This is a genomic window from Glutamicibacter uratoxydans, assembly GCF_006539925.1.
In the GTDB taxonomy this organism is placed as follows: domain Bacteria; phylum Actinomycetota; class Actinomycetes; order Actinomycetales; family Micrococcaceae; genus Glutamicibacter; species Glutamicibacter uratoxydans.
The window spans coordinates 187,736-212,575 of sequence record NZ_BJNY01000007.1 but is presented as its reverse complement, the minus strand read 5'-3'; the positions used below and the strand labels follow the sequence as shown (position 1 = coordinate 212,575).

At 64.6% G+C, this 24,840-nt stretch carries 21 protein-coding genes; 13 read left to right on the top strand and 8 right to left on the bottom strand.

The features are described from left to right. Positions 1-46: 46 nt before the first annotated feature. The 4 genes from AUR04nite_RS07660 to AUR04nite_RS07645 all read right to left on the bottom strand — a co-directional run bounded on the left by AUR04nite_RS07660 (position 47) and on the right by AUR04nite_RS07645 (position 3,190). Positions 47-1,216, bottom strand: a complete 1,170-nt coding sequence (locus tag AUR04nite_RS07660) for an acetyl-CoA C-acyltransferase (RefSeq protein ID WP_141363593.1) — start codon at positions 1,214-1,216, stop codon at positions 47-49. Next, positions 1,213-1,863 carry a CoA transferase subunit B gene (locus AUR04nite_RS07655; RefSeq protein ID WP_141363590.1) on the bottom strand — a complete coding sequence of 217 codons (651 nt, stop codon included), beginning with the start codon at positions 1,861-1,863 and terminating at the stop codon, positions 1,213-1,215. Before AUR04nite_RS07655 ends, AUR04nite_RS07660 begins: the two co-directional genes overlap by 4 nt. A 2-nt stretch (positions 1,864-1,865) precedes the next feature. Next, complete coding sequence (locus tag AUR04nite_RS07650) at positions 1,866-2,570, bottom strand: CoA transferase subunit A (RefSeq protein ID WP_141363588.1); 705 nt, start codon at positions 2,568-2,570, stop codon at positions 1,866-1,868. A gap of 164 nt (positions 2,571-2,734) precedes the next feature. Then, entirely contained in the window at positions 2,735-3,190 is a 456-nt protein-coding gene (locus AUR04nite_RS07645) for a VOC family protein (RefSeq protein WP_141363586.1), read from the bottom strand. A 522-nt stretch (positions 3,191-3,712) separates the two neighbouring features. On the opposite strand from AUR04nite_RS07645, the gene AUR04nite_RS07640 reads away from it, so the two are divergent. Next, a complete protein-coding gene (locus AUR04nite_RS07640; protein WP_141363584.1) occupies positions 3,713-4,501 on the top strand; it encodes an IclR family transcriptional regulator in 789 nt (262 codons plus the stop codon). Between the two features lie 92 nt (positions 4,502-4,593). Next, positions 4,594-5,694 (top strand): alanine racemase, encoded by a 1,101-nt coding sequence (locus tag AUR04nite_RS07635; RefSeq protein ID WP_141363582.1) that lies wholly within the window; start codon positions 4,594-4,596, stop codon positions 5,692-5,694. Here the strand turns inward: AUR04nite_RS07635 and AUR04nite_RS07630 are convergent. Then, positions 5,691-7,391 (bottom strand): nuclease-related domain-containing DEAD/DEAH box helicase, encoded by a 1,701-nt coding sequence (locus AUR04nite_RS07630; protein ID WP_141363580.1) that lies wholly within the window; start codon positions 7,389-7,391, stop codon positions 5,691-5,693. The two genes, AUR04nite_RS07635 and AUR04nite_RS07630, sit on opposite strands and share 4 nt — an antisense overlap. Positions 7,392-7,479: 88 nt before the next feature. Between AUR04nite_RS07630 and AUR04nite_RS07625 the strand changes: the two genes are divergently transcribed. Then, positions 7,480-7,737 carry a hypothetical protein gene (locus AUR04nite_RS07625; RefSeq protein WP_141363578.1) on the top strand — a complete coding sequence of 86 codons (258 nt, stop codon included), beginning with the start codon at positions 7,480-7,482 and terminating at the stop codon, positions 7,735-7,737. Here the strand turns inward: AUR04nite_RS07625 and AUR04nite_RS07620 are convergent. Further along, positions 7,734-8,738 carry a DNA topoisomerase IB gene (locus AUR04nite_RS07620; protein WP_141363576.1) on the bottom strand — a complete coding sequence of 335 codons (1,005 nt, stop codon included), beginning with the start codon at positions 8,736-8,738 and terminating at the stop codon, positions 7,734-7,736. The two genes, AUR04nite_RS07625 and AUR04nite_RS07620, sit on opposite strands and share 4 nt — an antisense overlap. Positions 8,739-8,871: 133 nt before the next feature. On the opposite strand from AUR04nite_RS07620, the gene AUR04nite_RS07615 reads away from it, so the two are divergent. The 7 genes from AUR04nite_RS07615 (at position 8,872) to AUR04nite_RS07585 (ending at position 18,094) form a co-directional block, all read left to right on the top strand. Next, entirely contained in the window at positions 8,872-9,990 is a 1,119-nt protein-coding gene (locus AUR04nite_RS07615; RefSeq protein WP_170184133.1) for a ring-opening amidohydrolase, read from the top strand. A 324-nt stretch (positions 9,991-10,314) separates the two neighbouring features. After that, positions 10,315-10,404 carry a potassium-transporting ATPase subunit F gene (locus AUR04nite_RS07610; RefSeq protein WP_141363572.1) on the top strand — a complete coding sequence of 30 codons (90 nt, stop codon included), beginning with the start codon at positions 10,315-10,317 and terminating at the stop codon, positions 10,402-10,404. After that, the gene (gene kdpA / locus AUR04nite_RS07605) at positions 10,404-12,074 is read left to right on the top strand and encodes a potassium-transporting ATPase subunit KdpA (protein ID WP_141363570.1); all 1,671 of its coding nucleotides are present in this window, start codon (positions 10,404-10,406) and stop codon (positions 12,072-12,074) included. The genes AUR04nite_RS07610 and kdpA overlap by 1 nt, the downstream gene beginning before the upstream one ends. Before the next feature lie 5 nt (positions 12,075-12,079). Then, on the top strand, positions 12,080-14,245 hold the full coding sequence (gene kdpB / locus AUR04nite_RS07600; protein ID WP_141363568.1) for a potassium-transporting ATPase subunit KdpB: 2,166 nt from the start codon (positions 12,080-12,082) through the stop codon (positions 14,243-14,245). A gap of 25 nt (positions 14,246-14,270) precedes the next feature. Further along, positions 14,271-14,888 carry a potassium-transporting ATPase subunit KdpC gene (gene kdpC / locus AUR04nite_RS07595; protein ID WP_141363566.1) on the top strand — a complete coding sequence of 206 codons (618 nt, stop codon included), beginning with the start codon at positions 14,271-14,273 and terminating at the stop codon, positions 14,886-14,888. Positions 14,889-14,891: 3 nt separating this feature from the next. Then, positions 14,892-17,408: an ATP-binding protein gene (locus AUR04nite_RS07590; protein WP_141363564.1), complete on the top strand. Its 2,517-nt coding sequence runs from the start codon at positions 14,892-14,894 to the stop codon at positions 17,406-17,408. Then, positions 17,405-18,094 carry a response regulator transcription factor gene (locus tag AUR04nite_RS07585; protein ID WP_141363562.1) on the top strand — a complete coding sequence of 230 codons (690 nt, stop codon included), beginning with the start codon at positions 17,405-17,407 and terminating at the stop codon, positions 18,092-18,094. Before AUR04nite_RS07590 ends, AUR04nite_RS07585 begins: the two co-directional genes overlap by 4 nt. Before the next feature lie 3 nt (positions 18,095-18,097). Here AUR04nite_RS07585 and AUR04nite_RS07580 read toward each other — a convergent pair whose 3' ends face one another. Next, the gene (locus AUR04nite_RS07580; RefSeq protein ID WP_141363560.1) at positions 18,098-18,754 is read right to left on the bottom strand and encodes a TetR/AcrR family transcriptional regulator; all 657 of its coding nucleotides are present in this window, start codon (positions 18,752-18,754) and stop codon (positions 18,098-18,100) included. A 217-nt stretch (positions 18,755-18,971) separates the two neighbouring features. Between AUR04nite_RS07580 and AUR04nite_RS07575 the strand changes: the two genes are divergently transcribed. Next, positions 18,972-20,600, top strand: coding sequence for an ABC transporter substrate-binding protein (locus AUR04nite_RS07575; RefSeq protein WP_141363558.1), 1,629 nt, complete (start codon positions 18,972-18,974; stop codon positions 20,598-20,600). Positions 20,601-20,662: 62 nt separating this feature from the next. Here AUR04nite_RS07575 and AUR04nite_RS07570 read toward each other — a convergent pair whose 3' ends face one another. Next, complete coding sequence (locus AUR04nite_RS07570) at positions 20,663-21,316, bottom strand: TetR/AcrR family transcriptional regulator (RefSeq protein ID WP_141363556.1); 654 nt, start codon at positions 21,314-21,316, stop codon at positions 20,663-20,665. A 159-nt stretch (positions 21,317-21,475) separates the two neighbouring features. Here AUR04nite_RS07570 and AUR04nite_RS07565 point away from each other — a divergent pair, with 159 nt between their 5' ends. Next, entirely contained in the window at positions 21,476-23,161 is a 1,686-nt protein-coding gene (locus AUR04nite_RS07565) for an amidohydrolase (RefSeq protein ID WP_141363554.1), read from the top strand. A gap of 13 nt (positions 23,162-23,174) precedes the next feature. Further along, the gene (locus tag AUR04nite_RS07560; protein WP_141363552.1) at positions 23,175-24,797 is read left to right on the top strand and encodes an ABC transporter substrate-binding protein; all 1,623 of its coding nucleotides are present in this window, start codon (positions 23,175-23,177) and stop codon (positions 24,795-24,797) included. Positions 24,798-24,840: the final 43 nt, after the last annotated feature.

Sequence of the window (24,840 nt, the reverse complement as noted above, 5' to 3'; positions counted from 1 at the left end):
GGGCTGCTGGTTTCAACCAGCAGCCCGACAGCAATTAACGTGCAGCCTAAAGCGAGCGGAGCACCACCGCGGTGCCCTGTCCGCCGCCGCCGCAGATGCCCACGGCACCCAGCGACCCTGGGCCTGCTTCCTGCAGTTCGCGGGCCAGCGTGCCGATGATGCGGGCGCCCGAAGCGCCGATCGGGTGGCCCAGGGCGATCGCCCCGCCGTGCGGATTCACGATCGCCGGATCGAGGCCCAAGGCTGCGGTGGACTGCACCGACACCGCGGCGAAGGCCTCGTTGATCTCCACAACCTTCAGCTCATCTGCGCTGGCGCCGGCCTTGGCTAGGGCGGCTTTGATGGCGTTGGAGGGCTGCTCGTGCAGCGTGCGGTCCGGGCCGGCGACGAAGGCGTGGGATACAACCTCGGCCATCGGCTTCAGGCCCAGGCGCTCGATGGCAACATCGCTGGCGAGCACCACCGCGGCCGCGCCGTCGGTGATCTGCGAGGAGTTGCCTGCGGTGATGGTGCCGTCTTTGGCGAAGGCCGGACGCAGGCCGCCCAAGGACTCGACGGTGGTGGTTTCGCGGACTCCGTCATCCTGTGAATACACGGTCTCGCCCTTGCGGGTGGAGATGGTGAACGGCGCGATTTCGCCTGCGAGGAATTCGCGGGAGGCGGCCGCCCGCTGGTGCGAGGCGGCGGAGACGGCGTCCTGCGCTTCGCGGGTCAGCTTCAAGACTGCATTGTGCTCCTCGGTGGAGGCACCCATGGAACGTTTTTCGGCGGCGTCGGTCAGACCGTCGTATTCCAGGGTGTCGATCAGCTCGATCGCACCGTACTTGGTGCCGGCGCGGGCGCGCTGCACATGCGGGGCCAGCGACATGGACTCCTGGCCGATGGCAAGCACCACGTCCGCTTCGCCGGCGTTGATCAGCCGGGCCGCGGCGACTACCGCTTCGGCGCCGGAGAGGCAGACGGCGTTGACGGCGATGGAGGGGACGCTCAGCGGAACGCCGGCTCCCACCGCTGACTGGCGTGCAGGGTTCTGGCCCGCGCCGCCCTGCAGCACCTGGCCGGCAATGACCTGCTGGACCTCGCCGGCGTCGACTCCGGCGCGTTCCAGGGCGGCCTTGGCGGCATGGGCTCCGAGTTCGGTACCCGGCACCGAGGCGAACGCCCCGTTGAACTTCATGAACGGGGTGCGGGCGTAGCCCACGATTTTAGCGGTCATACTGCTTGGTCCTCCTGGATGTCCACGGCGAATTCCGCCGCGGTGATTGCTTTAATGCTGTCTACGTCTTCTCCCGGGGCCATGGCCCGCAGGATGAGCTGGCCGTCGTCGATGTCGAAGACCGCGCGGTCGGTAATGATGCGGTTGACTACCCCGACTCCCGTCAGCGGCAGGTCGCACTGCTCGACGATTTTGCTGGTGCCGTCCTTGGCCACATGGTCGGTGAGCACGATGACCCGAGGGGTTCCGGCCACAAGATCCATGGCTCCGCCCATGCCCTTGACCAGCTTGCCCGGGATGGTCCAGTTGGCCAGGTCGCCGTTGGCGGCGACCTGCAGGGCGCCGAGGATGGCTGTCTGCACGTGCCCGCCGCGGATCATGCCGAAGCTGGTGGCCGAGTCGAAGAAGCTGCCGCCGGGAAGGACCGTCACCGTCTGCTTGCCGGCGTTGATCAAGTCGGCGTCTTCTTCGCCCTCATAGGGAAAGGGGCCCATGCCCAGCAGCCCGTTCTCGCTTTGCAGCTTGACGGAGACTCCTTCGGGCAGGTTGTTGGCCACCATGGTGGGGATGCCGATGCCCAGGTTCACATACTGGCCGTCGACCAATTCGCTGGCGGCGATTGCAGCCATTTCATCGCGGGTCCACATCGCTAGCCCTCCTGCTTGGTTCGAACTGTGCGCTGTTCGATGTACTTGGTTTCATCGGCCTGCACGAGGGTCTGCACGAAGATGCCCGGCGTTTCCACCAGCGACGGATCCAGATAGTCGTCGAGGATGTGCTCGGCTTCGGCGAAGGTGTGCCGGCCTGACATTGCTGCCAGCGGGTTGAAATTCTTCGAGGTCATCCGGTAGCGCAGGTTGCCTTCCGCGTCCGCCTGGTAGGCGCGGACCAGCGCGATGTCTGCAAAGATGCCGCGTTCCAAAATGGCAGGGCGGCCGTTGAACTCCATGACTTCCTTGCCCTCTGCGACCGGGGTGCCCACGCCGGTCGGGGTGAAGAACGCGGGAATTCCGACGCCGCCGGCGCGCAGCCGCTCGGCCAGAGTGCCCTGCGGGCAGAATTCGACTTCAAGGTCTCCGCTGAGGAACTGCTGGGCGAAGAGCTTGTTCTCGCCCACATAGGAGGCGATGACCTTTGACACCTGCTTGTTCTCGATCAGTACGCCAAGGCCCTTGCCGTCGACGCCCATGTTGTTGGAGACCACCGTCAGGTTCTTTGCGCCAGAATCGCGCAGCGCTGTGATCAGCCGATTGGGGTTGCCCGACAGGCCAAAGCCGCCCACGGCGATGGTCATCCCGTCCTTGACGACGGCTGCCAGTTCCGCAGCCGCGTCTTCGCGATACTTCGTTGACATCATTTCCTCCATGCGTCCACTATGTGGAGAGCAGTTCTGATTACCTTCAAAACTACGTAGTCGCAAGTAAGCAATCAATAGTTGTCATTGGATTCTTCGTCGATTGCTCAGATGATGGGGAAGATCGCTCAAATTGTCCATAATATGGATAGTCGCAGAAAGCCCTAGACTACGTCGAATTCATTGCCTTCGGGATCGCTCATCGCTACGGCGTAATGGTTCATTTCAGGCAGGTCGTTGACCCGAATGATCTGCGCGCCGGCGGCCGCATATCGTTCCACTGCCTGTCCTATCAGCTTCTTGCGTTCGGCCAAGGGGACCTTGATGCCGCCGGACACCTTGAGGTCGAAATGCCAGCGGTTCTTGACCCTCTTGCCTTCGGGGACCTGCTGAAACCAGATCCGCGGCTTTTTGCCCTCGGGGTCGATGATTGATTCGGGGACATCGCCCGCCCCTTCGGGAAGCTCTTCTTCGGGAACCCCTGCGGCCTGCCAATAGCTGCGCCATGACTCGTGCCCCGCGGGAGGAGGTTCGGGGATATAGCCAAGGGCAGGAGCCCAGAACCGGACCATTGCCTGTGGATCTGCGCAGTCGATCGCCAACTGGAATTCTGTGGCCATATTCCGCAGTATCCCAAGAACTGCCGCGCTGAACCAGTGCCGTCCACGATTGGCAGGGAACTTAACCCGATGCTCCGGCAGCACTCATAGTCTTTGAAGTATCAGCGGTTCGCTGCTGGTCATTCTGTCCCTTGGGCCGCAGCGGGCACGTGGACCGTGAATCATGCAATTTTGCGGATATTCACGGTTCGCGGGCTCGTTCTCACGGGCAGAAAGCGAGGTGGCTGCCATGGCTAGGAAGCACAAGAAGTGCCGGAAAGCTTGTGAAAACAAGCCTAGGGGCACGAAAGCCGGGCTGATGCTAGACATCGCCCGGCTTATCGTGGCCCTTATCAGGCTCATTATTGAGCTGCTGCCGTTTGGTTAGCTTAGCGGCCAGCGAGGTCCGGTGTAACGAGCACCGGGCTTCGCCCAAAAACAGCGTGCCTTTATTGTTACACCGCGGTGCGTAGCAGGCAACAGTTCGGCTTCGCCTAGGACTTTTGCTACCGGCAGGACCGAAGATTCGTCCATAATGTGGTCATGAGTTCAACTCCCGCTGGAGCCCAAGTGGTCGGCCGTCTCGCAGCAGTGCTGCGCGCGGTTAGCACCTCCATGCCGCAGGGCATCACCACCACCCAGGCGGCCCGCAAAACTTCTCTGGCGCGGCCGACGGTGCACCGGCTGCTCACTGCGTTGGTGGCCGAAGGCTTCTGCGACCACGACCAGGAAAGCGGCGTGTGGATGCTGGGACCGGAGCTGTATCTCATGGGCGCCGTCGCCGCCGAACGCTATGACATCAGCGAACTTGCCCGCGAACATGTGGCTGCCTTGGCCGATGCCACCGGCGAAAGCGCCTTCCTGTCTGCCCGGCGCGGCGATGAAACTGTCTGCCTGGTGCGCCAGGACGGGGCATTCCCCGTGCGCTCCTTCGTTCTCTATGAAGGACGCCGCTTCCCCTTGGGAGTCGCCTCGGCGGGAATTGCGATCCTCGCGTTCCTGCCCGAAGCCGAGGTGGAAGCCTACTTGAAGAACAGCAACCTGGTTCCCGAGTACGGTGCGGCCCATGCCGCCAAGGCGCTGCGCGCCAAGGTCGCCGAGACCAGGACGCTGGGCTACTCGGTCAACCCCGGGCTGATCGTCGAGGGCAGCTGGGGGATGGGCGCCGCGGTGTTCGACGCCTCGGGCCAGCCGGCCTGGGCATTGAGCCTGACCGGGATCGAATCCCGCTTCCAGGCAGCGCGCCGCAAGGAACTGGGACGGCTGCTGTTGCACCACGCGCATGAGCTGTCCACCAAGCTGCGCACCAGTCCCGGCGTGATGATCCGATAGCTGGGTTCAGGAATAAGAAATCTTCCTGCTGTAGTCTGTCAGGCGGAAACGTTGTGCGCCGAGGGGCGCAACTAAGCGATGAAAAGGTAGCAGTGGGCACTATTCCTGCAGGCATCAATACGCCTGAAATCTTGATTGACGTAGCAAAGCTGGAGAAGAATATCGCCCGTGTTGCCCAGCGGGTTGCCGGCCAGGGACTGAAGCTGCGCCCGCATTCCAAAACCCACAAGATGCACGAGGTCGCCCAGCGCCAGCTCGATGCCGGCGCCTCTGGACTGACCGTCGCGACGGTTGGCGAAGCGCTGAGCTTTGCACTGCACGGGGTGCCGAAGATCTTCATCGCCTACCCGCTGTGGATCAACGAGTCTTCCGCCGCGCGCATCATCGAGCTGATGAAGCGGGCCAAGCTGAGCATTGGCACCGACTCGGTGGCCGCTGTGCAGCAGGCCGCAAAAATGCTGGGGGAGAAGGCCGCCAAGGTCAAGCTCATGATTGAGATCGACAGCGGCCACCACCGCAGCGGCGTCTCGCCGGCGCAGGCCGTAGAGATTGCCGGCGCCGCCCGGGACCTGGGGCTGCGCGTGCACGGCGTCTTTACCTTCCCCGGCCACAGCTACGCGCCGGAAGCCATGGACAGCGCCATCAACGACGAGCACAAGGCCCTGGCCGAGGCCGCCTGCCTGCTGCGCGAAGCGGGTCACAACATCAAGCGGATCAGCGGCGGCTCCACCCCGACCGCAGAGCTCTCCGACAGCTCGGTGCTCACCGAGGTGCGCCCGGGCGTCTACGTCTTCGGCGATGCCCAGCAGTACGAGTTGGGGCGGACCAAATGGGAAGACATTGCGTTGAGCGTTGCCACCACCGTGGTCAGCCGGCATGAGGGAGACGGGCAGATCCCGCGCCGCATCGTGGTGGATGCCGGAAGCAAGGTCCTGGGCGCGGACCGCCCTGCCTGGGCCAGCGGATTTGGGCGCGTCGTTGAATGCCCCGAAGCGCGGATCACCGCCCTGTCGGAGCACCATGCGACGGTGCAGTGGCCCGAGAACCGGGAATTGCCGGCCCACGGCACGGTGCTGCGCGTGATTCCGAACCACGTGTGCATTGCGGTGAACCTGGTGGACTCGGTGCTCGCCGTCCACCCGGATGACACCGTGGAGCGCTGGGATGTGGCCTCCCGGGGGATGAACTACTAGCTCGGCTGCCAGGGCTGGGAGTTGTGCAGGGCCGAGTGCAGCTCGCTGCCGCACCCCTGGTCCAGCAGCTGCTCGTCGCCGACGACCACGAGCAGGCTGCGGGCGCGGGAAAAGCCGACGTAGAGCATTTCGGCGGCGCGTTCCATCTGTTTGAACCCGTTCACGCACAGGATGACGACGCTGCGCTCCAGCCCCTTGAACCCCAGCACGTGCCCGTAGAATTCCTCCTCGCGGCGGTGGAATGCGGGCCAGTACTCGCTGTCGATGGTGCCGGCCTCGAAGTGGTCCTGGTGCACCGGGTGGCGCCGGTTGGTGGTGAGCAGGGCAATCTGGTTATTCGCCCATCCCTCGGCGATCAGCGCGTCGACGCAGTCCGAGGCGGTGTCCACCGCGTCCTGCGTCGCGCAGCGGACATAGCGCACCGGGATCCCGTCGCCTCCGCGCAGCTTGCTGTGATCTCCGATCAGCTTCTTGAAGGTCTCGGCGATGCGCCGGGTATTGCGCAGGTTGTCGTCCACGTGGATCGGGACCAGCGGTTCGGAGGCGCCGCCGAAGCTGTGCCCGATTTTTGAGCCGTCCCAGCGGCGGTACACGTCCTGCCGGCTGTCCATGAAGGCATGCACCTGCCCTGCCAGCGGGTCCTTGGCGCAGGCAAGCAGCGCCTCCCACCAGCTGGGGGCGAAATCCTGGGCCTCGTCGACGATGATCGCATCCAGCTTCTGCTCGATCGGCAGCTGAAGCCCGATCTCCCGCAGCTTCTGCGGCATGACCGAGTCGAAGTATTCCTGGCCCGAGCCGTCGGGCACCCCCAGGCTGCGGGCGTACTCGTGGAATTCCCCGGTGTGCACCGGCTTGTTGTGCCGCCAAGTGCTCGTTTCAGCCGCCAGGTAGTGCCCGAGCCCCTTGTTGTAGCAGAACAGCCCCACGCGCTGGCCCTGCCGGCACAGCTGCTTTGCCAGCTCCAGCGCCATCCAGGTTTTGCCGCTGCCTGCCCCGCCGATGAAGCGCACGCGCGGCAGCGAGCGGGTGCTGGTCAGCAGGATCGACTGCCGGGTGGTCAGGGCCTCCTGCGAATCCTCGTTGGACAGCGCCTGGGCATAGGAGACTTCCGCCGGGTCCGAGCCCAGCAGGCCGGTGTCGGAGGACAGGTGCTTGACCATGCGCTGCGCGAACTCGGGGCTCAGCCCGCTCATCCCTCCGCCCTGCTCTTCTATTGCCGCCCGCAGCGGCTGCGCGATGCTGTCCATTTCCGAGCGGTCGATGATCAGCTCGCGGGGGATGCCCACCGAGGTGTAGTCTTCCGGCCAGTGGGTATAGGGCAGGGCGATCACATGGGCCATGCGGCTGGTGATCGGGGTGCCCATCAAGTCCTTGAGCTGTTCCTTGAGCGCATGGGCGGCGCTTTGAACCTGGGCCATAGGGCTCTGCTTGAGCTTGTGTTTGCCCTTGGCGTCCGACTGGTACCAGGTGCCCTCGCAGATGCTGACCAGCCCGCCCTTGACCTCGATCACCGCAATGCCCACCCGAGGCCACAGCACCAGGATGTCGATCTCATGTTCTGCCGTGTGGTTGCGCAGCTGCACCGAATGGAAAAGCAGGACCTCGTCCGGCAGGTCCTTGTTCAGCTGGTCCCAGACGGCTTTCTCAGCCGAGGTCTTCTCCGTGAATTCCGGATCTTGCGGATAGCACCGTGGCATGGTTCCCCCAGTGTGAGCAGCGGACGAAGTTTAGAGCGTTGCTGCCAGTGTAGGCACAGCACCGGACAGTTCGGGGCCAGGTGATGCCGTGGGCAGAGTTGGACTGCCGCTGGCGCAGGAGAAGGACGGCTCTGTCCTTGCCCCGGTGCCTTGCGGCGCCCATAATCGGTGCATGGACATCGATGTTGAGATTCGCTACGTCAGCGATGACGACGCATATATGGCTACCGTGCCGGAGCTGAAGGCTGTCCTGGACGAGGGGTCGGCTGCGGAAATCACCGGCGCCGATGTGGAAAGCGCCTATGTCGCCAGCGTGATCCATCTTGATGACGGCGACGGCGACTAGTTCTGGTCCGCTGGGGTTTTGCGCAGAAACGAAACGAGAGCCTGGTGATTGGCGTCCATGTGGGGGCGGGTTTTGAAATGTGCGCGCGAGTGGCGCAGAATGGCTAGTCGATCGGCCTCGCCGGCCAACTCGATCACCCGAGGATCGACATACGACGACTGAGCAATGGCTGCGGTGTTCCCCAGCTGCTGGCTTGCGGCTTCGAGAAGGAGCTGTTTCAGCGCGCCCGCCTCGGTTTTGGCAGGGGCATCGAGCAATGCAGTGAATCCTGCAAGAGTCCCGCCCCAGGTGCGGAAATCTTTGGCGGTGAACCCCTCTCCCATGTGGTGGGACAGGTACGCGTTCACCTGCTGCGGCTGCAGCAGGCGGGAATGAGAATCCGCATCAAGATACGAGAAGAGTTCGTAGCCTGGCCGCCTGCACAGCTCAAGAAGCACGCGCGCTACCTGTTTGTCGACTACCTTAATGCGGTGCTGCTGCCCGCTCTTGCCGCCAAATGCGAGCACGACGTGCTCGCCTTCGGTGCGGACGTGTTTGCGGCGCAGCGTGCTGGCGCCAAAGGACTGGTGTTTCCTGGCGTAGGCGGGGGAACCGACCCGTAACAGGTGTTCGTCAAGCAGCAGCACTAAGCAGGCGGTGACCCATTCTCGATCGTCGTGCCTGCGCCGAAGGTCGCGCTGCACCTGCTTGCGCAGCTGGGGCAAGGCCCGCCCGAATTCCACGAGCTTGTCGAATTTCTCCCGCTCCCGGCGTGCACGAAATGCAGGGTGGTAGATCGTCTGGGTTCGGCCGGCCGCATCGACGCCCCGTGCCTGGACCTTGGCGCGTGGACTGCGCGAAATTTCAACCTCCCTCCACGCAGGCGGGATCGACAGCTCCTTGATGCGCTGGAGCGTGGCGGGGTCTTCGACAGTTTGCTGGGAATCGAGGTAGCGGAATCCGCTGCCGCGGCGTCGACGGCGAATCGGAAGCTTTCGGTTGCTGCGTGAGCGGTGGGCCATGCTTCAGTGTGCCTCTTCGTTGACCGGTGATGGAGTTTCAAGGTATCGCAGAGGCCACTCACGCGCCGCCGTTCTTGGTGGATGCCAAGTTCGGACGAACCTCGGCACTCTTTTTGGCATACCATTGGTGCTTGTGAGCGACGTTACCCCTGCAGGCCAGCCGACTGCCATCGACATCTTTACCGCACCGCTGGAACACGAATCCGATACCACCGTGCTCTCCCAGCTGATCAGCGACGGCGTGATCGATCCTGCGCAGATCGTCGCGGTGACCGGAAAGGTCGAGGGCAACACCCCGGGAGAAAACAGCCGGGGCAACGCCATGGACGCGGTGCGCCGCCTGCTCACTGGGGCCGCCAAGCTGCCCGAAGAGCACGTGGCGCAGATTCCCTTTGTGCTCTCCAGCGGGGGAGTGGGAATCCTGAGCCCGCACCTTGCCGTGTACACCCGCAGCCCCTGGGAGGGGCCGGTAGGCGAGTCCCGGCTGGTGCTCGGCACCGCCCTGTCGGATCCGATCCTGCCTGAATGGGTGGGCCGCAGGCAGACTGTCGAGCAGGTGGCAGCTACCGTGCACCGCGCGGCGCAGCAGGCCGGCATCGCCCCGGAAGATGCCGAGTACGTGCTGACCAAGAACCGCGGGGTTTCGGCAGCCGACATCCAAGAAGCCGCGGCGCGCGGGGTGCGCATCGAGCCCTTCGACCGTGCCCACGCCACCGCGCAGACCACCGGAGGGGCCGCGCTGGGCATCGCCGTGGCCACCGGGGCCATCGCCATGCCCGATGAATCGGCGATCGGCTTTGACGGGTCGCTGTACTCGCCGGTGGCCTCCTGCTCCGCCGGCAACGAAAACGAGCGCTCGCAGGTGGTGCTGCTGGGCAACAGCGCCGCGGCCGGCGGAAGCCTGCGGGTGGGACATGCGGTGATGCACGACCTGCTGGATATCACCGCCCTGCACCGGGCGCTGCGCTCGGCGGGCATGGACATTGCGGACGGGGCAATCCTCAGCCCTGCGCAGCGGGCGCGGGTCAAGGCCCTGTATGTCAAGGTCGGAACGCCCATCGAGGGCAGGCTGCGCGGGCGCCGCCAGGTGCACCAGGGGCAGAACCCCGCCTACTTCAACGAGCTGAAGGCAGCGGTGGCCGGGGCCTACTCGGTGTTCATGCAGGACACGATCATGTACATCTCCAACGCGGCATTCCACCAGGGGCCAGAGGGCGGCGGCACCGTCGCGGCCATCGTGTCTCAGCGGTAAAACACCGGTTGATGACGGAGAACAGCCTCGCTGCGGGAGTACCTGCGGCGGGGCTGTGCGTTGTTAAGAAACCGTTAGGACGCTGTACGAGGATTGCCCGGCTCCGCCGCATCGGGCCGTATGCGTTCCGTTAGGATGCTTGGCTGCCCATCGCCGCAGGGCGCTAGATAGATGCTGACGCTCGCAGTGAGCGTTGGGCCGCGATCGCCGCGGCCGATTGATTCGCATCGATAGAGGTTCTGTTTTGCTTGACATTGTCTATGTGCTGGGAGCGATTCTGTTGTTCGCTTCCGTGGCCCTGGTGGCGAAGGCGGTGCAGAAGCTGTGATCGTCTTCGATGTCGTGGCAGCCGTGCTCGGAACCGCCGCCGTGGTCTACCTGTTCATCGCACTCGTGAAGCCGGAGCGATTCTAATGCTGTGGGCTTCTCTTGCTGCGAGCATCGCTACGCTCACCCTGCTGCTGGGGCTGCTGTACCGGCCCATGGGCGATTACATGGCATGGGTCTACAGCTCAGCGAAGAACTTGAAGGTGGAACGCTGGGCCTATGCGGTCATGGGCGTCGACCCGGCGAAGCAGCAGTCCTGGCGCGCGTACCTGCGCGCCGTGCTGTATTTCTCCCTGGCAGGACTGCTGCTGTTGTACCTGCTGCAGCGCGTGCAGCAGTGGCTGCCCTATTCGCAGGGCGGCGGCAACGTCGAACCTGCCATCGCCTTCAACACCGCCGCTTCCTTTGTCGCCAATACCAACTGGCAGGCCTACTCGGGGGAGACCCTGTCCTACTCGGTGCAGCTTGCGGGGCTGACGGTGCAGAACTTCGTTTCCGCAGCCACCGGCATGGCCGTGGCCGTGGCGCTGATCCGCGGCCTGGCCTACCGCAGGAGCGGGGTCATCGGAAACTTCTGGGTGGACCTGATCAGGGGATCGCTGCGCATCCTGCTGCCGATCTCCATCCTCGGCGCACTGGTGCTGATCACCGCCGGTGTGGTGCAGAACTTCAACGGCTTCACCCAGGTGCACACGCTGACCGGCGCACAGCAACTGATCCCGGGCGGGCCGGTGGCATCGCAGGAAGTCATCAAGGAGCTGGGCACCAACGGCGGCGGCTTCTACAACGCGAACTCCTCGCATCCCTTCGAGAACCCCACCGGGTGGACCAGCCTGTTCGAATGCTTCCTGATCCTGCTGATTCCCTTCTCGCTGCCGCGCACCTTCGGCACCATGGTGGGCGACAAGCGGCAGGGCTACGCAATCCTGGTCACCATGGCGGTGTTGTACCTCGGATCGATGGCGGCGCTGGCTGCCTTTGAATTCTCCGGCCACGGCGGCGCACCGGGACTTGCTGGGGCGGCGATGGAGGGCAAGGAGACCCGCTTCGGCCTGGTGCAGTCGGTGATCTTCGCAGCCACCACCACGCTGACCTCCACCGGCGCGGTGAACTCGATGCACGACTCCTACACCTCGCTGGGAGGCATGATGCAGATGCTGAACATGCTGCTGGGCGAGATCGCCCCGGGCGGCGTGGGCTCGGGGCTCTACGGCATGCTGGTCATCGCGGTCATCGCGGTGTTTTTGGCGGGCCTGCTCGTGGGGCGCACCCCCGAATATCTGGGCAAGAAGATCGGCCCGAGCCAGATGAAGTTGGCAAGCCTCTACATCCTGGTCATGCCGCTGCTGGTACTCGCCGGCGTAGCGCTGAGCTTCGGCGTGCCTGCGCTGAAGGGCAGCATCGTCAACGAATCGCTGGCTAACACCGGGTCCCACGGACTTTCGGAGGTGCTCTACGCCTTCGCTTCGGGAGCGAACAACAACGGCTCGGCCTTCGCCGGGCTGGACGCCTCCACCCCATGGCTCACCGCCTCGATCGCCGTGGCCATGCTGCTGGGCAGATTCATCCCGATCGCACTGGTGCTGGCCCTTGCCGGATCCTTTGCGGCCCAGGACAAGATCCCGGCCACTGCCGGCACGCTGCCCACCCACCGACCCCTATTCATCTCACTGACCGCCGGAACCGCGGTCCTTGTCACCGCACTGGTGTTCTTCCCCGTGCTGGCACTTGCACCCATCGCAGAAGGGCTGATGTAAGCATCATGTCTACCACCCAAGTTAAACCGGCGCAGCCCCAGGAAGCGAGCACCCCGCAGCCGGCCTCGCACCGCTCAAAGCTAATGTCCTGGGAGCAGATCCGCACGGCGCTGCCCGGCATGTTCAAGAAGCTGGATCCGCGGCTGCAGTGGCACAACCCGGTGATGTTCCTGGTCTGGATCGGCGCCTGCCTGACCAGCGCGATCGCCGCGGCAGAGCCGTTCATCGGCGGGCCGCAGGCTTCCGGCGGCACACAGGTGCCCGTCTCCTTCACCGCGGCGGTGGCCATCTGGCTCTGGCTGACAGTGCTCTTCGCCAACCTGGCGGAGTCCATCGCCGAGGGCCGCGGCAAGGCGCAGGCCGAAACCCTGCGCAAGACCCGCACCAGCACCCCAGCCTTCATCCCGGAAGACTATGACCAGCTGCAGGACCCGGGGGCGCTGACCGTGCAGTTGCGCGAAGTATCCTCGGCCGACCTGAAGCTGGGCGACACGGTGGTGGTGAGCGCGGGGCAGCTGATCCCCGGCGACGGGGATGTCATCTGGGGCATCGCCAGCGTGGACGAGTCGGCGATCACCGGAGAATCGGCGCCGGTGGTCCGCGAGGCAGGCGGCGACCGCTCGGCGGTCACCGGCGGCACCCGGGTGCTTTCCGACCGCATTCTCGTGAAGATTACCTCCCGCCCCGGCGAGACCTTCGTGGATCGGATGATCGCCCTGGTCGAGGGCGCCTCGCGGGCGCGCACCCCCAATGAGATTGCGCTGAACATCCTGCTCTCCTCGCTGTCCATCGTGTTCGTCGCGGTGGTGCTCACGCTGAACCCGATCGCCTCCTACCCGGCGAGCCCTGCCAGCCTCACGGTGCTCATCGCGCTGCTGGTCTGCCTGATACCCACCACCATCGGCGCGCTGCTCAGCGCCATCGGCATCGCCGGCATGGACCGGCTGGTGCAGCGCAATGTGCTGGCCATGTCGGGGCGCGCGGTGGAGGCGGCGGGAGACGTGACCACGCTGCTGCTGGATAAGACCGGCACCATCACCTACGGCAACCGCCGTGCCAGCGCCTTCGCGGAGCTGACCGGGGTGCGCAGGGAGACGATGCTGCAGGCGGCGGTGTACAGCTCGCTGGCGGACCCCACCCCGGAGGGCACATCGATTGTGGACCTAGGCCATGAGCTGGGCGTCGACGTCAAGCCCGACGCACACAGCAAGGTGGTCCCGTTCTCCGCCCAGACCCGCATGTCGGGGCTGGACCTGGCGGACGGCACCAGCATCCGCAAGGGTGCATCCTCGGCGATCATCGCCTGGCTGCAGGAGGACGGCGGGCAGGTGGCCGCGGTGCAGGCCGCCGAACTGGATGAGATCGCCACCCATATCTCGGTCTCCGGCGGCACCCCGCTGGTGGTGGCCAGCAAGCAGGCCTCGGGCCGCGGTGAAATCCTCGGGGTGATCCACCTGAAGGACATCGTCAAGGAGGGCCTGCCGCAGCGCTTCGAGCAGCTGCGCGCCATGGGCATCCGCACCGTCATGGTCACCGGAGACAACCCGCTGACGGCCGCTGCCATCGCCGCAGAAGCCGGGGTGGATGACTACCTGGCCGAGGCGACCCCGGAGCAGAAGCTTCACTACATCCGCCGCGAGCAGGAGGGAGGGGCGCTGGTGGCGATGACGGGAGACGGCACCAACGACGCCCCGGCCCTGGCCCAGGCCGACGTGGGCGTGGCCATGAACACCGGCACCTCGGCGGCCAAGGAGGCGGGGAACATGGTGGACCTGGATTCGGATCCGACCAAGCTCATCGACATCGTCGCCATCGGCAAACAGCTGCTGATCACCCGCGGCGCGCTGACCACCTTCTCCATCGCCAATGACATTGCCAAGTACTTCGCGATCATCCCGGCGATCTTCGTCGGCGCCCTGCCGGGGCTGCAGGCGCTGAACATTATGGGACTGCATTCGCCGGCCTCTGCGGTGCTCTCTGCGGTGATCTTCAACGCGATAGTCATCGTCTTCCTGGTGCCGCTGGCGCTGCGCGGAGTGAAATACCGGCCGATGAATGCAGCCAAGACCTTGGGCCGCAACATCATGATCTACGGTCTGGGCGGCATCGTCACCCCGTTCATCGGCATCTGGCTGATCGACCAGCTGATCCGCTTCATCCCCGGATTCTAACCCGCCTGAAACTCAAGGAAACACCATGAAATTCTTCAGCAGTTCCTCCAGCCGCACGGCCCTCGCCGCGGTGCGTGCCGTCGCGGTGCTGACCCTGGTGCTCGGCCTGGGATACACGACGCTGGTCACCGGCCTCGGACAGCTGCTCCTGCCGGCCCAGGCCAACGGTTCACTGATCACCAACGAGCAGTCAACAACCGTCGGCTCGGCGCTGATCGGGCAGGCCTTCACCGACAAATTGGGCAACCCGCTGCCGCAGTACTTCCAGACCCGGCCTTCCGCCGCCGGCGAAGGCTACGACGGCGCCGCCTCCTCGGGAAGCAACCTGGGACCGCAGAACCCGGAACTCATCGAACAAATTGCGCAGCGGAAGAAGAGCATTGCCGAATTCAACAAGGTGCCTGAAGCCCAGGTGCCGGCCGATGCCGTGACCGCTTCCGCCTCCGGCCTAGATCCCCAGATCAGCGTGCAGTATGCACAGATTCAGCAGGAGCGTGTTGCCGCGGCCCGCGGGCTTGATATTGCTAAGGTTCGAGCATTGGTGGAAAAGTACACCAAAGCTCCCGACCTAGGTTTTCTCGGCGAGCCGGTGGTCCAGGTGCTTGAACTGAATCTTGCGCTGGATCAGTTACAGCGAGGATAAGAGATGGGCGCAAGGGGTCGACTCAGGGTGCTGCTCGGGGCGGCCCCTGGCGTAGGCAAGACCTACGCAATGCTCGAAGAGGGGCAGCGCCTCATCGCGGACGGGCAGGACGTAAGGATCGGTTTGGTCGAGACCCATGGTCGGGCAGGCACCGCCGGCCGCGTGGGGCGGATCCCCGTCATTCCCCGTCAGCTGGTTGACTACCAGGGTGTGGCGTTGGAAGAAATGGATATCGATGCGGTGCTCGCCGTGCACCCGCAGATCGCGTTGGTTGACGAGCTGGCGCATACCAATGTGCGCGGCTCGCGCAATGAAAAACGCTGGCAGGACGTGGATGAGCTGCTGGAGGCTGGCATCGACGTGATCACCACGGTGAATATTCAGCACATTGAATCGCTGAACGACGTGGTGGAGAAGATCACCGGGGTGCCGCAGCGCGAGACGCTGCCGGACAGCTTCCTGCGCCGGGCCGATCAGATCGAGGTTATCGACCTGGCGCCCCAGGCGCTGCGCGACAGGCTGGCCGGCGGAGTGGTGTATCCGGCCGAGCGCATCGACGCGGCCCTGTCCAACTACTTCCGGCTGGGAAACCTTACTGCCCTGCGCGAACTGGCGTTGCTCTGGTTGGCCGACGAGGTGGACCAGGCGCTGCTGGCCTATCGCAGCGAGCACCGCATCGATGCCAAGTGGGAGGCCCGCGAGCGCGTGGTCGTCGCTCTCCCGGGTGGCCCCGAGGGTGAAACGCTGCTGCGCCGGGGCGCCCGGGTGGCGGCCCGCTCCGCAGGCGGAGAGCTGTTTGCTGTGCACGTGGCAGGGCAGGACGGGCTGGAGCCGCTGAATCCTGGGGTCCTGGCCCAGCAGCGCGCCCTGGTGCAGAAGCTGGGCGGCACCTTCCACCAGATCGTCGGGGATGACATTCCGCAGGCGCTGGTCGAATTCGCCAAGTCCCTGAATGCCACCCAGCTGATCATCGGCGTGAGCCGCCGCGGACGCATCGCCGCGGCGCTGAGCGGGCCCGGCATCGGCGCCACGGTGATCCGCGAGTCGGGTGACCTGGACGTACACATCGTGACGCATGCCGCCGCCGGTGGCAGGTTCACCCTGCCGCCGCTGGGCGGTGCGCTGTCGCTCAAGCGCCAGCTGGCGGGGTTCATCTTTGCCCTGCTTGCCGGCCCGCTGCTGACCTGGGTGCTGTCGATTTTCCGCAGCGCCGAGTCGATCACCAGCGACGTGCTCTCCTATCAGCTGCTGGTGGTGCTGGTGGCCCTGGTCGGCGGGTTCTGGCCGGCGATCTTCGCCGCGGTGCTCTCCGGGCTGACCCTTGACTATTTCTTCGTCTCGCCGCTGTATACGATCACCATCGCCGAGCCGCTGCATGCGCTGGCGCTGATGCTCTACGTGCTGGTGGCCATCGTGGTCAGCGTGGTAGTTGACCGTTCGGCCAGGCGTTCGCGGCAGGCGCGGCGTTCAAGCGCCGAATCCGAGCTGATCCAGATGGTCGCCAATACAGTGCTGGAGCGCGAGGACCCGGTCAGTGCGCTGGTGGAGCAAACCAGAGAAGTCTTCGGCCTGGACCGTGTGCAGGTGCTCGCCGGAGACAGGGTGCTCGCTTCCAGCGGCCGCTCGGAAGGGCCGGCGGTTCCCAGCGTGATTCCACTGACCGATGACACGAGTCTGCAGATCGAGGGCAGGGACTTGTCCGGGTCTGAACGCCGGCTGCTGTCGGTGATCGTTGCGCAGCTTGAGTCGGCGCTGGATCGCGAACGGCTGAAGCAGGCGGCGGAACAGGTGGAGCCGCTGGCCGCCTCGGATAAGATCCGCGGCGCCCTGCTCTCTGCGCTCAGCCATGATTTGCGCCGTCCACTGGCAGCGGCGACGGCCGCGGTCGGCGGGCTGAGGGAGGTGGGCGATGAACTCTCCGCGGAAGACCGGGCCGAGCTGATCGATGCAGCCCGCCAAAGCCTTGGCTCGCTGTCGGAGCTGGTCAACGACCTGCTGGATGTCACCAGGCTGCAGGCGGGGGTGATTAGCCTGGTCACCGTGCCTACCGATCCGGCCAGCGTCATCGCTGGGGCCCTCGACGAGCTGAATCCAGGGCCTGCGCTGGTGCGGGTGAATCTGGGACATGAGGCGAATGACATCGACTGCGACCCGGCGCTGTTGCAGCGGGTGGTGGTCAACCTGCTGACCAACGCCCTGCGCCATCAGCCGGAAGGCTCGCCGACGCTGATCACCACGAGCGTCTTCAAGGACTTCCTGGAGATCCGCGTGGTGGACAATGGCCCAGGAATTCCGCCCGAACGGCTCGACGATGTCTTCGTGCCCTTCCAGCGGTTGGGCGACACCGATAATTCGACGGGGCTGGGCCTCGGGCTCGCGCTGGCGCGGGGCTTTGTCGAGGCAATGCATGGAACACTGGTTCCCGAGGAAACTCCGGGTGGCGGCTTGACCATGGTCGTCTCCCTGCCGAGGAATCAGTGCAGCGGCCTCGAGGCGGAAGAACTGCAGGAGGAATCATGAAAATACTCATCGCCGACGACGACCAGCAGATCCTGCGCGCGCTGCGCATCACGCTTACCGCAAAGAAGTACACCATCATCACCGCCGTAGACGGCACTGCCGCGTTGAACGCCGCCATCGAGCACCAACCGGATTTGTTTCTCTTGGACTTGGGCATGCCGGGGTTGGATGGGGTGGAAGTCATCCAGGGGATCCGCGGCTGGTCCCAGGCGCCGATCTTGGTGCTTTCGGGGCGCACCAGCCCCTCGGAAAAGGTCAAAGCCCTGGACGCGGGGGCCGACGACTACATCACCAAGCCCTTCTCCATCGAGGAGTTGCTGGCCCGGCTGCGCGCGCTGACCCGGCGCATCCGCAGCGATGAGAGCGTCCCGGTGGTCACGCTGGGGCCGGTGACGGTGGATCTTGCGGCGCGCATTGTGACGCGGATCCAGGACGACAAGCTCAAGAGCATCTCGCTGACGCCCACTGAATGGCAGGTGCTGGAAATCTTGATCCGCAACGCCGGCAAGGTGGTGACGAGGCAGGATCTGCTCACGGCCATTTGGGGGACCGAACACGCCATGGACAGCGGCTACCTGCGGTTGTACATCTCGCAGCTGCGCAAGAAAATTGAGGTCAACCCGGCGAAGCCAGAGTTTATTTCCACCGCCTCAGGCATTGGGTACCGCCTGGACGGGCTCGGCTGACAGCTAGCCGCGGGCGGCCTGGATGATCTGCCGGGCGCCGGAGATGAAGATTTCGCGGTGGTCCAGCTCCAGGATTTCATTACGCAGCGAGCTGACCAGCGGGGTGCTGCGCGGGTCAGCCAACAGCGGGCCGCTAAACCATTCGCGACCTTCCGGATCCGATGCTTCCACATGGCTGATGGCCAGACTGGCGGCGCCGGAAAGGACGTAGGAACCGAAGATTGCGTACTGCTCGGCCAGGGCCCTGCCTTCCAGCCCGGACTGCGCGAAGCAGCTGAGCATGAGCTCGATGCTGTCCAGCTCGCCCTGGCCGCTGGTGGTCAGCACCGTCGCCGAGGCGGCGATGGCAGGGTGCTCCAGGAACACGTCCAGCGTGTGGACTGCGAATTCTTCCAGGCACTGCTCCCACTGCTCGACCGGCGTCTGCAGCCGCTGCAGAGCCATCTTGAAAGCCCGGTCCAGCAGCTCCTGCATCAGTGAGTCCTTGTTGAGGAAATGGCGGTAGATGGCCGTGGGATCCACGCCCATCGCAGTTCCCAGTTCGCGGAACGTCAGGTTGGTGGTGGTCTGCCGGGATGCCAGCTTCAGTGCGGCGGCAACATATGCTTCGCGGTCAAGCGGGGTTTTTGCGCTGCGCTTTGTGGATGCCTTTGTCGCCATGGTGCCTGCTTCCTAAAGTTCGGGGGTGCCGAAGAGTGCCTCTTGGTCATCTTACAATTCATCTTTGACAGCAATCTTGTCAACACCATTGACATCATTATTGACCTTTGCTTAGTCTCTTAGCTAAACACTCGAAGAGACGGGCGTCACAATTCAGCCGGCGCCCCTCGTGGGGAACGTGCACTTCGAGTCACAGCTCGCATTGAGGGAGACCGGAATGAAGAAGAAGCTTGCAGCCGCAGCGGTGGCAGCCTGCGCGGCATTGGCCCTGACCGCCTGCGGCGGATCGGCCGGCGGAACCAAGTCGGCCGACGGGCCCAAGTACGAGATCACGGACCAGACAGCCGCTCCGAGCGGCCAGATCGACAAGGTCACCTGGGCCGCCTATGCCGAGCCGCTGTCCCTGGACTATGTCTACGCCTTTGACTACGCGGACAACCAGGTGCTGTCCAACGTGTGCGAATCGCTGCTGCGGCTGAATCCCGACCTGTCGGTCTCCCCGGGCTTGGCCACCGCGTGGAAGAACACGAACCCGACCACCTGGGTCTTCACCATCCGAGACGGCGTGACCTTCCATGACGGCAGCGCCATGACCGCCGACGACGTGGTCGCCTCGATGAACCGGCATATCGACCCCGCGGTGGGCTCCTTCTGGTACTCCGTCTACCAGAACGTGAAGAGCATCAAGAAGACCGGGGCCAACGAGGTCACGGTGACCACCAAGATTCCCGACGCGCTCTTTGCCGAGTCGATGTCCGGAGCTGCTGGCGTCGTGGAATCGGCGGCCACGCTGAAGAAGGCGGGCCGGGACTACGGCAATGCCAAGGGCGGGGTTAACTGCACCGGCCCGTTCGAGCTTCAGAAGTGGCAGAGCGGCGAAAAGATCTCGCTGACCCGCTACGACAAGTACTGGGACAAGGACCTGATGGCCAAGGCCAAGGAGCTTGACTTCGTCATCATGACCGACCCGGTGGCACGCGTGAATGCCATGAAGTCCGGTGAGGTGGACGGCAGCTGGCTGGTGCCGGCCAACGCCATCGACGAGCTGAAGGGCTCGGGCTCCGGCCAGATGTACTTCGGCCCGAACTCCGCCACCCAGATGCTGGTGGTCTCGAACCTTGAGGGCCCGCTGGGCAAGCCCGAGGTGCGCAAGGCACTGCTGATGGCCATCGACCGCAACGGCCTGTCGCAGGCTGCCACCATGGGCTACGGCAAGCCGACCAATTCGCTGACCAATGAATCGGTCTGGGGTCAGGCCGACGAGGCAACCGCCAAGGCGGCCTTCGAAAACCTGAAGGACTACCCCTACGACCTGGAAGCAGCCACCAAGATCATCGAGGAGCAGGGGGTGAAGGGCCAGGAGATCACCATCACCACGGCCCCCATGGGCAATGACTTCGCCGTGGTTGCCCAGGCCACTGCCGCCGCTGCTGAATCGATTGGCTTGAAGGCGAAGATCAACACCGTCACCCCGAACGCCTACTCGGCGCTGTTCTCGGATCCCGAGTCCCGCAAGGGCACCGACCTGTTCTTCACCAGCTGGTACCTGTCCATCGGCGACCCGCTGGAAATGTTCTCCATCCTGCGCACCGATGACTTCTCCAACTACGGCAACTGGTCGGACAAGGACTTCGACGCCAACACCAACAAGGCGCTGGAAACCATGGACCAGCAGGAGCGCTTCACCACGTCGCTGACCTCGCAGAAGATCACCAATGAGCAGATCCCATGGCTTCCGCTCTATGAATCGCCGAACTACCTGTGGATGGGGGATAAGGTCACCGGCCCATCGCTGTCGATCAACTTCCTGTACTTCCCATGGGGAGCGCAGCTGGGAGCCAAGTAGCGGTTCCCTGCGCAAGACCCGGGCCAATGTCCCTTGCCGCATGTGCGGCCAGGGGCAATGGCCTATTTTTTGGCCGCCGCATGGATGATCTGCTCTGCCCCCGCCAAAAACAGCGACTCGTTGTCCAGGGCGAGGATTTCTTCCTGGAGGGCCGAGGACAGCGGATGCCGCGAGGGGTCTACGCGCAGCGTTCCCGTGAACCACGCGGGAGAGTCGTCGGTGTGCTCCGCCATGGTCTCTCGGGCAAGCCCCGTAGACGCGGAGATGATGTAGGAGGCGAAGCCCGCATAGTGCTGGACGAGTTCCCCGCCCTGGAGCCCTGCCTGCGCGAAGCATTCAAGCATCAATTCCATGCAGGCAAGTTCTCCGGACCCGTGGGTGGTGATGGTGCCGGCGCAGGCGCTGATCGCCGGGTACTTGGCGAACACCCGCAGGGTGTTGGCCGCGAACTCAAGCAGCCGCTGCTCCCAGAGTGCTATCGGGGTGATGGTCAGTTCGGCGATCTCCTGCAGGATGCGGTCCAGCAGGGCGGCGGCAAAAACTTCCCTGGTCCTGAAATGCCGGTAGATCGCTGTTGAATCAACACCCAGATCGCGGCCTATGTCCCGAAAGGTCAGCTGTGCGGTGACGGGATCCTGGGCTAGGCGCAGCCCCGAGCGGATAAAGGCTTCCTGGTCCAGAACTGGTTTTCTGGTTCGGCCAAGTGCTGCAGCCATGGGCGTCCATGCTCCTTTCAACCTCGAATTTAGCGCCGGAAATCGAATTACCAGACATCCAAGGTTCCCTCGCAACAACGTCTCTGTCAACAGCGTTGACAGAGACGTTGATCATCCAATAGTGTCTTACCCAACACGTTCTTGAGAGAAGGATCACACATGTCTGTTGCAGCCCAGGTTGCCTTCCGCAATGGAAGCATCTTCACCGGTTCCGGCCAGCCGCTTGCCAATCACGTGGCGCTGGTCAACGACGGGAAAATCAGCGCGGTGCTCGACGAAGCCCAGGCTGCAGCGTTCATCAACGACGCCACCGAGGTCATCGACCTGGACGGCGCCCTGCTGGCACCCGGCTTTCAGGACTCGCACATCCACCCGGTCTCCGGCGGCACCGAGCTGCTGCAGTGCAACCTCAGCGAAGCGGACAGCGTGCAGGAAGTCGTCGACACCATCGCCGCCTACGCAGCGGCCAACCCAGAACTTGAATGGATCGTCGGCGGCGGCTGGTCCATGGACCACTACGCGGGCGGCGCGCCGCTGGCATCGCTGATCGACGCGGTGGTTCCTGACCGACCGGTGGCACTGGCCAGCCGCGACCACCACTCGCTGTGGGCCAACTCCGAGGCGCTGCGCCGCGCCGGCATCACCGCGGCCACCGCAGACCCTGCCGACGGTCGCATCGAGCGCCTGGAAGACGGCAGCCCGGCAGGCACCCTGCACGAAGGCGCCATGGGCCTGGTCGAGGCCATCACCCCGGAACTGACCGAAGACTTCGCGCTCGCCGGCCTGCTCAAGGCCCAGGACGACCTGCTGGCCCAAGGCATCACCGGCTGGCAGGACGCCATGATCAACGAGTACAACGGCGCCGATTCGCTGGCAGCCGTCTACCAGCGCGCGCTGGCCGAAGGCAACCTGAAGGTGCGCGTGCGCGGCGCCCAGTGGTGGAAGCGCGACCAGGGCCTGGAGCAGATTCCGGGCATGATCGCCCTGCGCGAGCAGGCCGCCGCCCTGGAAATGCCAGAGCGTTACAGCCTGGGCACCGTGAAGATCATGGTGGACGGCATCGCCGAGAACTTCACCGCCGCGATGATCGAGCCCTACCGCGACAAGTGCGGCCACGCCACCGAGAACAAGGGCATCTCCTTCATCTCCGCCGAGGATCTGGCCACCTATGTCACCGCGCTGGACAAGGAAGGCTTCCAGGTGCACTTCCACGCACTGGGCGACCGCGCTGTGCGCGATGCGCTGGACGCCGTGGCAGCAGCCCGCGCCGCCAACGGCCCGAGCGACAACCGCCACCACCTGGCCCACCTGCAGATCGTCAGTCAGGCCGATGCTGCACGCTTTGTCGAACTGGACGTCACCGCCAACCTGCAGCCGCTGTGGGCCTGCCACGAGGACCAGCTCGACGAGCTGACCCTGCCGTTCATGCCGCACAGCGCCCAGGACCGCCAGTACCCCTTCGGCGAGATCGCAGCCACCGGTGCCCGCCTGGCAGCAGGCAGCGACTGGCCGGTCTCCAGCGCCAACCCGCTGGAAGGCTCGCACATCGCCGTGAACCGCATCTCCCCTGAAAACCAGAGCGTGCCATTGGGCGGAGAAGCCCAGTGCCTGAGCCTGAAGGCCATCCTGGCCGCCTACACCTCAGGCACCGCCTACGTGAACCACCTGGACGAGGTCTCCGGCCATATTGCCGAGGGCTTCGCCGCAGACCTGGTGGTCGTCTTCCCGAACCCCTTCGAGGTCCCTGCCGAGCAGATCTACAAGAGCCAGGTGCGCTCCACCTGGATCGACGGCCAGTGCGTCTACCGCGCAGCCGACCTGCCAGAGCCAGTGAACGCACGCTAGGAACAACGGTTCAATGAAGAACAAAGCACTCAAACTCACCGCCGCCGCGGCCAGCATGCTGATGCTCGCCAGCTGCGGGTCGGCCAGCGGCTCGATGGTTGAAAAGCCTGTCATGAACCTGACCGACTCCACCCCTGCCGCGGCAGGCGAGCTGGATACCCTGAAGTGGTCGCTGTATGCCGAGCCCTACTCACTGGACTACGCCTATGCCTTCGACTACTCGGACAACCAGGTGCTGGCCAATATCTGCGAGCCGCTGCTGCGCCTGAATCCTGACCTCTCCGTCGCCCCGGGACTCGCCGCGAAGTGGGAGAACCCCACCCCGACCACCTGGGTCTACACCATCCGGAAGAACGTCAAGTTCCACGACGGCACCACCCTGACCCCCAAGGACGTGGTGGCATCGCTGAACCGCCACCTGGATCCTGAAGTCGGCTCCTCCTGGTACAGCGCCTTCGCCAATGTGAAGAGCATCGAGGCCACCGGCAAGGACCAGGTCACCATCACCACCACGAAGCCCGACGCGCTGCTGAACGAATCGCTCTCCGGAGCGGCCGGCGTCATCGAATCCGCCGCGACGCTGGAAAAGCTGGGCGGCGACTACGGCAACGCCAGCGGCGGGGTCAACTGCACCGGCCCGTACCAGCTCGATGAATGGAGCAGCGGAGAAAAGCTGAGCCTGTCAAGCTTCGACGAATACTGGGACAAGGACCTGGCGCCCAAGGCGAAGAAGCTGGACTTCGTGGTCATGACCGACCCGGTGGCCCGCGTGAATGCGCTGAAGTCAGGGGAGATCGACGGCGGCTGGATGATCCCGTCCAACGCCATCAACGAACTGCAGGCCACCGGCACCGGCCAAATGTACTTCGGCACCAACTCGGCGGTCAGCTCGCTGGTGGTTTCCAACCCCGAAGGCCCGCTGGGCGATGCCCGGGTGCGCGAGGCGCTGGTGCGCTCGATCGACCGCAACGGCCTGGTCATGGCCGCCGAGTCGGGCTACGCCACCGCCACCGATTCGCTGACCGCCCAGGGGGTCTGGGGGCAGCAGCCGAAAAAGGTGCAAGAAGCCGCCTTCGATCAGCTCAATGAGTACCCCTACGACCTGGAGAAGGCCAAGTCGCTGGTGAAGGAAGCCGGCGCGGAAGGCCGGGAAATCACCATCACCACGGCGCCCATGGGCAACAACTTCAACGTGGTGGCCCAGGCCACCGCCGCAGCCGCGGAGTCCATCGGGCTGAAGGCCACCATCAAGACGGTGACCCCGAACGCCTACACCGCGCTGTTCTCCGACCCGGCGGCCCGCGAAGGCACCGACCTGTTCTTCACCAACTGGTACCTGTCCGTGGGCAACCCGCTGGAAATGTTCTCCATCATGCGCACCGACGACTTCTCCAACTACGGCGGCTTCTCTTCGCCGAAGTACGACAAGGCAGTCAACCAGGCGCTGTTCAGCGAAAAGCCTGAGGGCGAGTCGAAGAACCTGCTGGAAGCACAGAAGATCCTCAACGAGCAGCTGCCATGGCTGCCGTTGTATGAAACCCCCACCACGCTGTGGATGAGCGACCGGGTCACCGGAACCGACGTTTCGGTGAACTACCTCTACTACCCTTGGGCGGCACAAATTGGCGCAAAGTAACCTCGCAACCGCACTGCCCCCGGCACGTGCGCGCGCAGACAAA

Bases quoted from the DNA above. Each gene is read 5' to 3' on its own strand.
- AUR04nite_RS07630 (WP_141363580.1), bottom strand. From the start codon at position 7,391: ATGCCACGGTGCTATCCGCAAGATCCGGAATTCACGGAGAAGACCTCG.
- kdpA (WP_141363570.1), top strand. From the start codon at position 10,404: ATGCTGTGGGCTTCTCTTGCTGCGAGCATCGCTACGCTCACCCTGCTG.
- AUR04nite_RS07655 (WP_141363590.1), bottom strand. From the start codon at position 1,863: ATGTGGACCCGCGATGAAATGGCTGCAATCGCCGCCAGCGAATTGGTC.
- AUR04nite_RS07590 (WP_141363564.1), top strand. From the start codon at position 14,892: ATGGGCGCAAGGGGTCGACTCAGGGTGCTGCTCGGGGCGGCCCCTGGC.
- kdpC (WP_141363566.1), top strand. From the start codon at position 14,271: ATGAAATTCTTCAGCAGTTCCTCCAGCCGCACGGCCCTCGCCGCGGTG.
- AUR04nite_RS07575 (WP_141363558.1), top strand. From the start codon at position 18,972: ATGAAGAAGAAGCTTGCAGCCGCAGCGGTGGCAGCCTGCGCGGCATTG.
- AUR04nite_RS07645 (WP_141363586.1), bottom strand. From the start codon at position 3,190: ATGGCCACAGAATTCCAGTTGGCGATCGACTGCGCAGATCCACAGGCA.
- AUR04nite_RS07580 (WP_141363560.1), bottom strand. From the start codon at position 18,754: ATGGCGACAAAGGCATCCACAAAGCGCAGCGCAAAAACCCCGCTTGAC.
- AUR04nite_RS07620 (WP_141363576.1), bottom strand. From the start codon at position 8,738: ATGGCCCACCGCTCACGCAGCAACCGAAAGCTTCCGATTCGCCGTCGA.
- AUR04nite_RS07570 (WP_141363556.1), bottom strand. From the start codon at position 21,316: ATGGCTGCAGCACTTGGCCGAACCAGAAAACCAGTTCTGGACCAGGAA.
- AUR04nite_RS07660 (WP_141363593.1), bottom strand. From the start codon at position 1,216: ATGACCGCTAAAATCGTGGGCTACGCCCGCACCCCGTTCATGAAGTTC.
- AUR04nite_RS07650 (WP_141363588.1), bottom strand. From the start codon at position 2,570: ATGTCAACGAAGTATCGCGAAGACGCGGCTGCGGAACTGGCAGCCGTC.
- AUR04nite_RS07640 (WP_141363584.1), top strand. From the start codon at position 3,713: ATGAGTTCAACTCCCGCTGGAGCCCAAGTGGTCGGCCGTCTCGCAGCA.
- AUR04nite_RS07565 (WP_141363554.1), top strand. From the start codon at position 21,476: ATGTCTGTTGCAGCCCAGGTTGCCTTCCGCAATGGAAGCATCTTCACC.
- AUR04nite_RS07585 (WP_141363562.1), top strand. From the start codon at position 17,405: ATGAAAATACTCATCGCCGACGACGACCAGCAGATCCTGCGCGCGCTG.
- AUR04nite_RS07560 (WP_141363552.1), top strand. From the start codon at position 23,175: ATGAAGAACAAAGCACTCAAACTCACCGCCGCCGCGGCCAGCATGCTG.
- kdpB (WP_141363568.1), top strand. From the start codon at position 12,080: ATGTCTACCACCCAAGTTAAACCGGCGCAGCCCCAGGAAGCGAGCACC.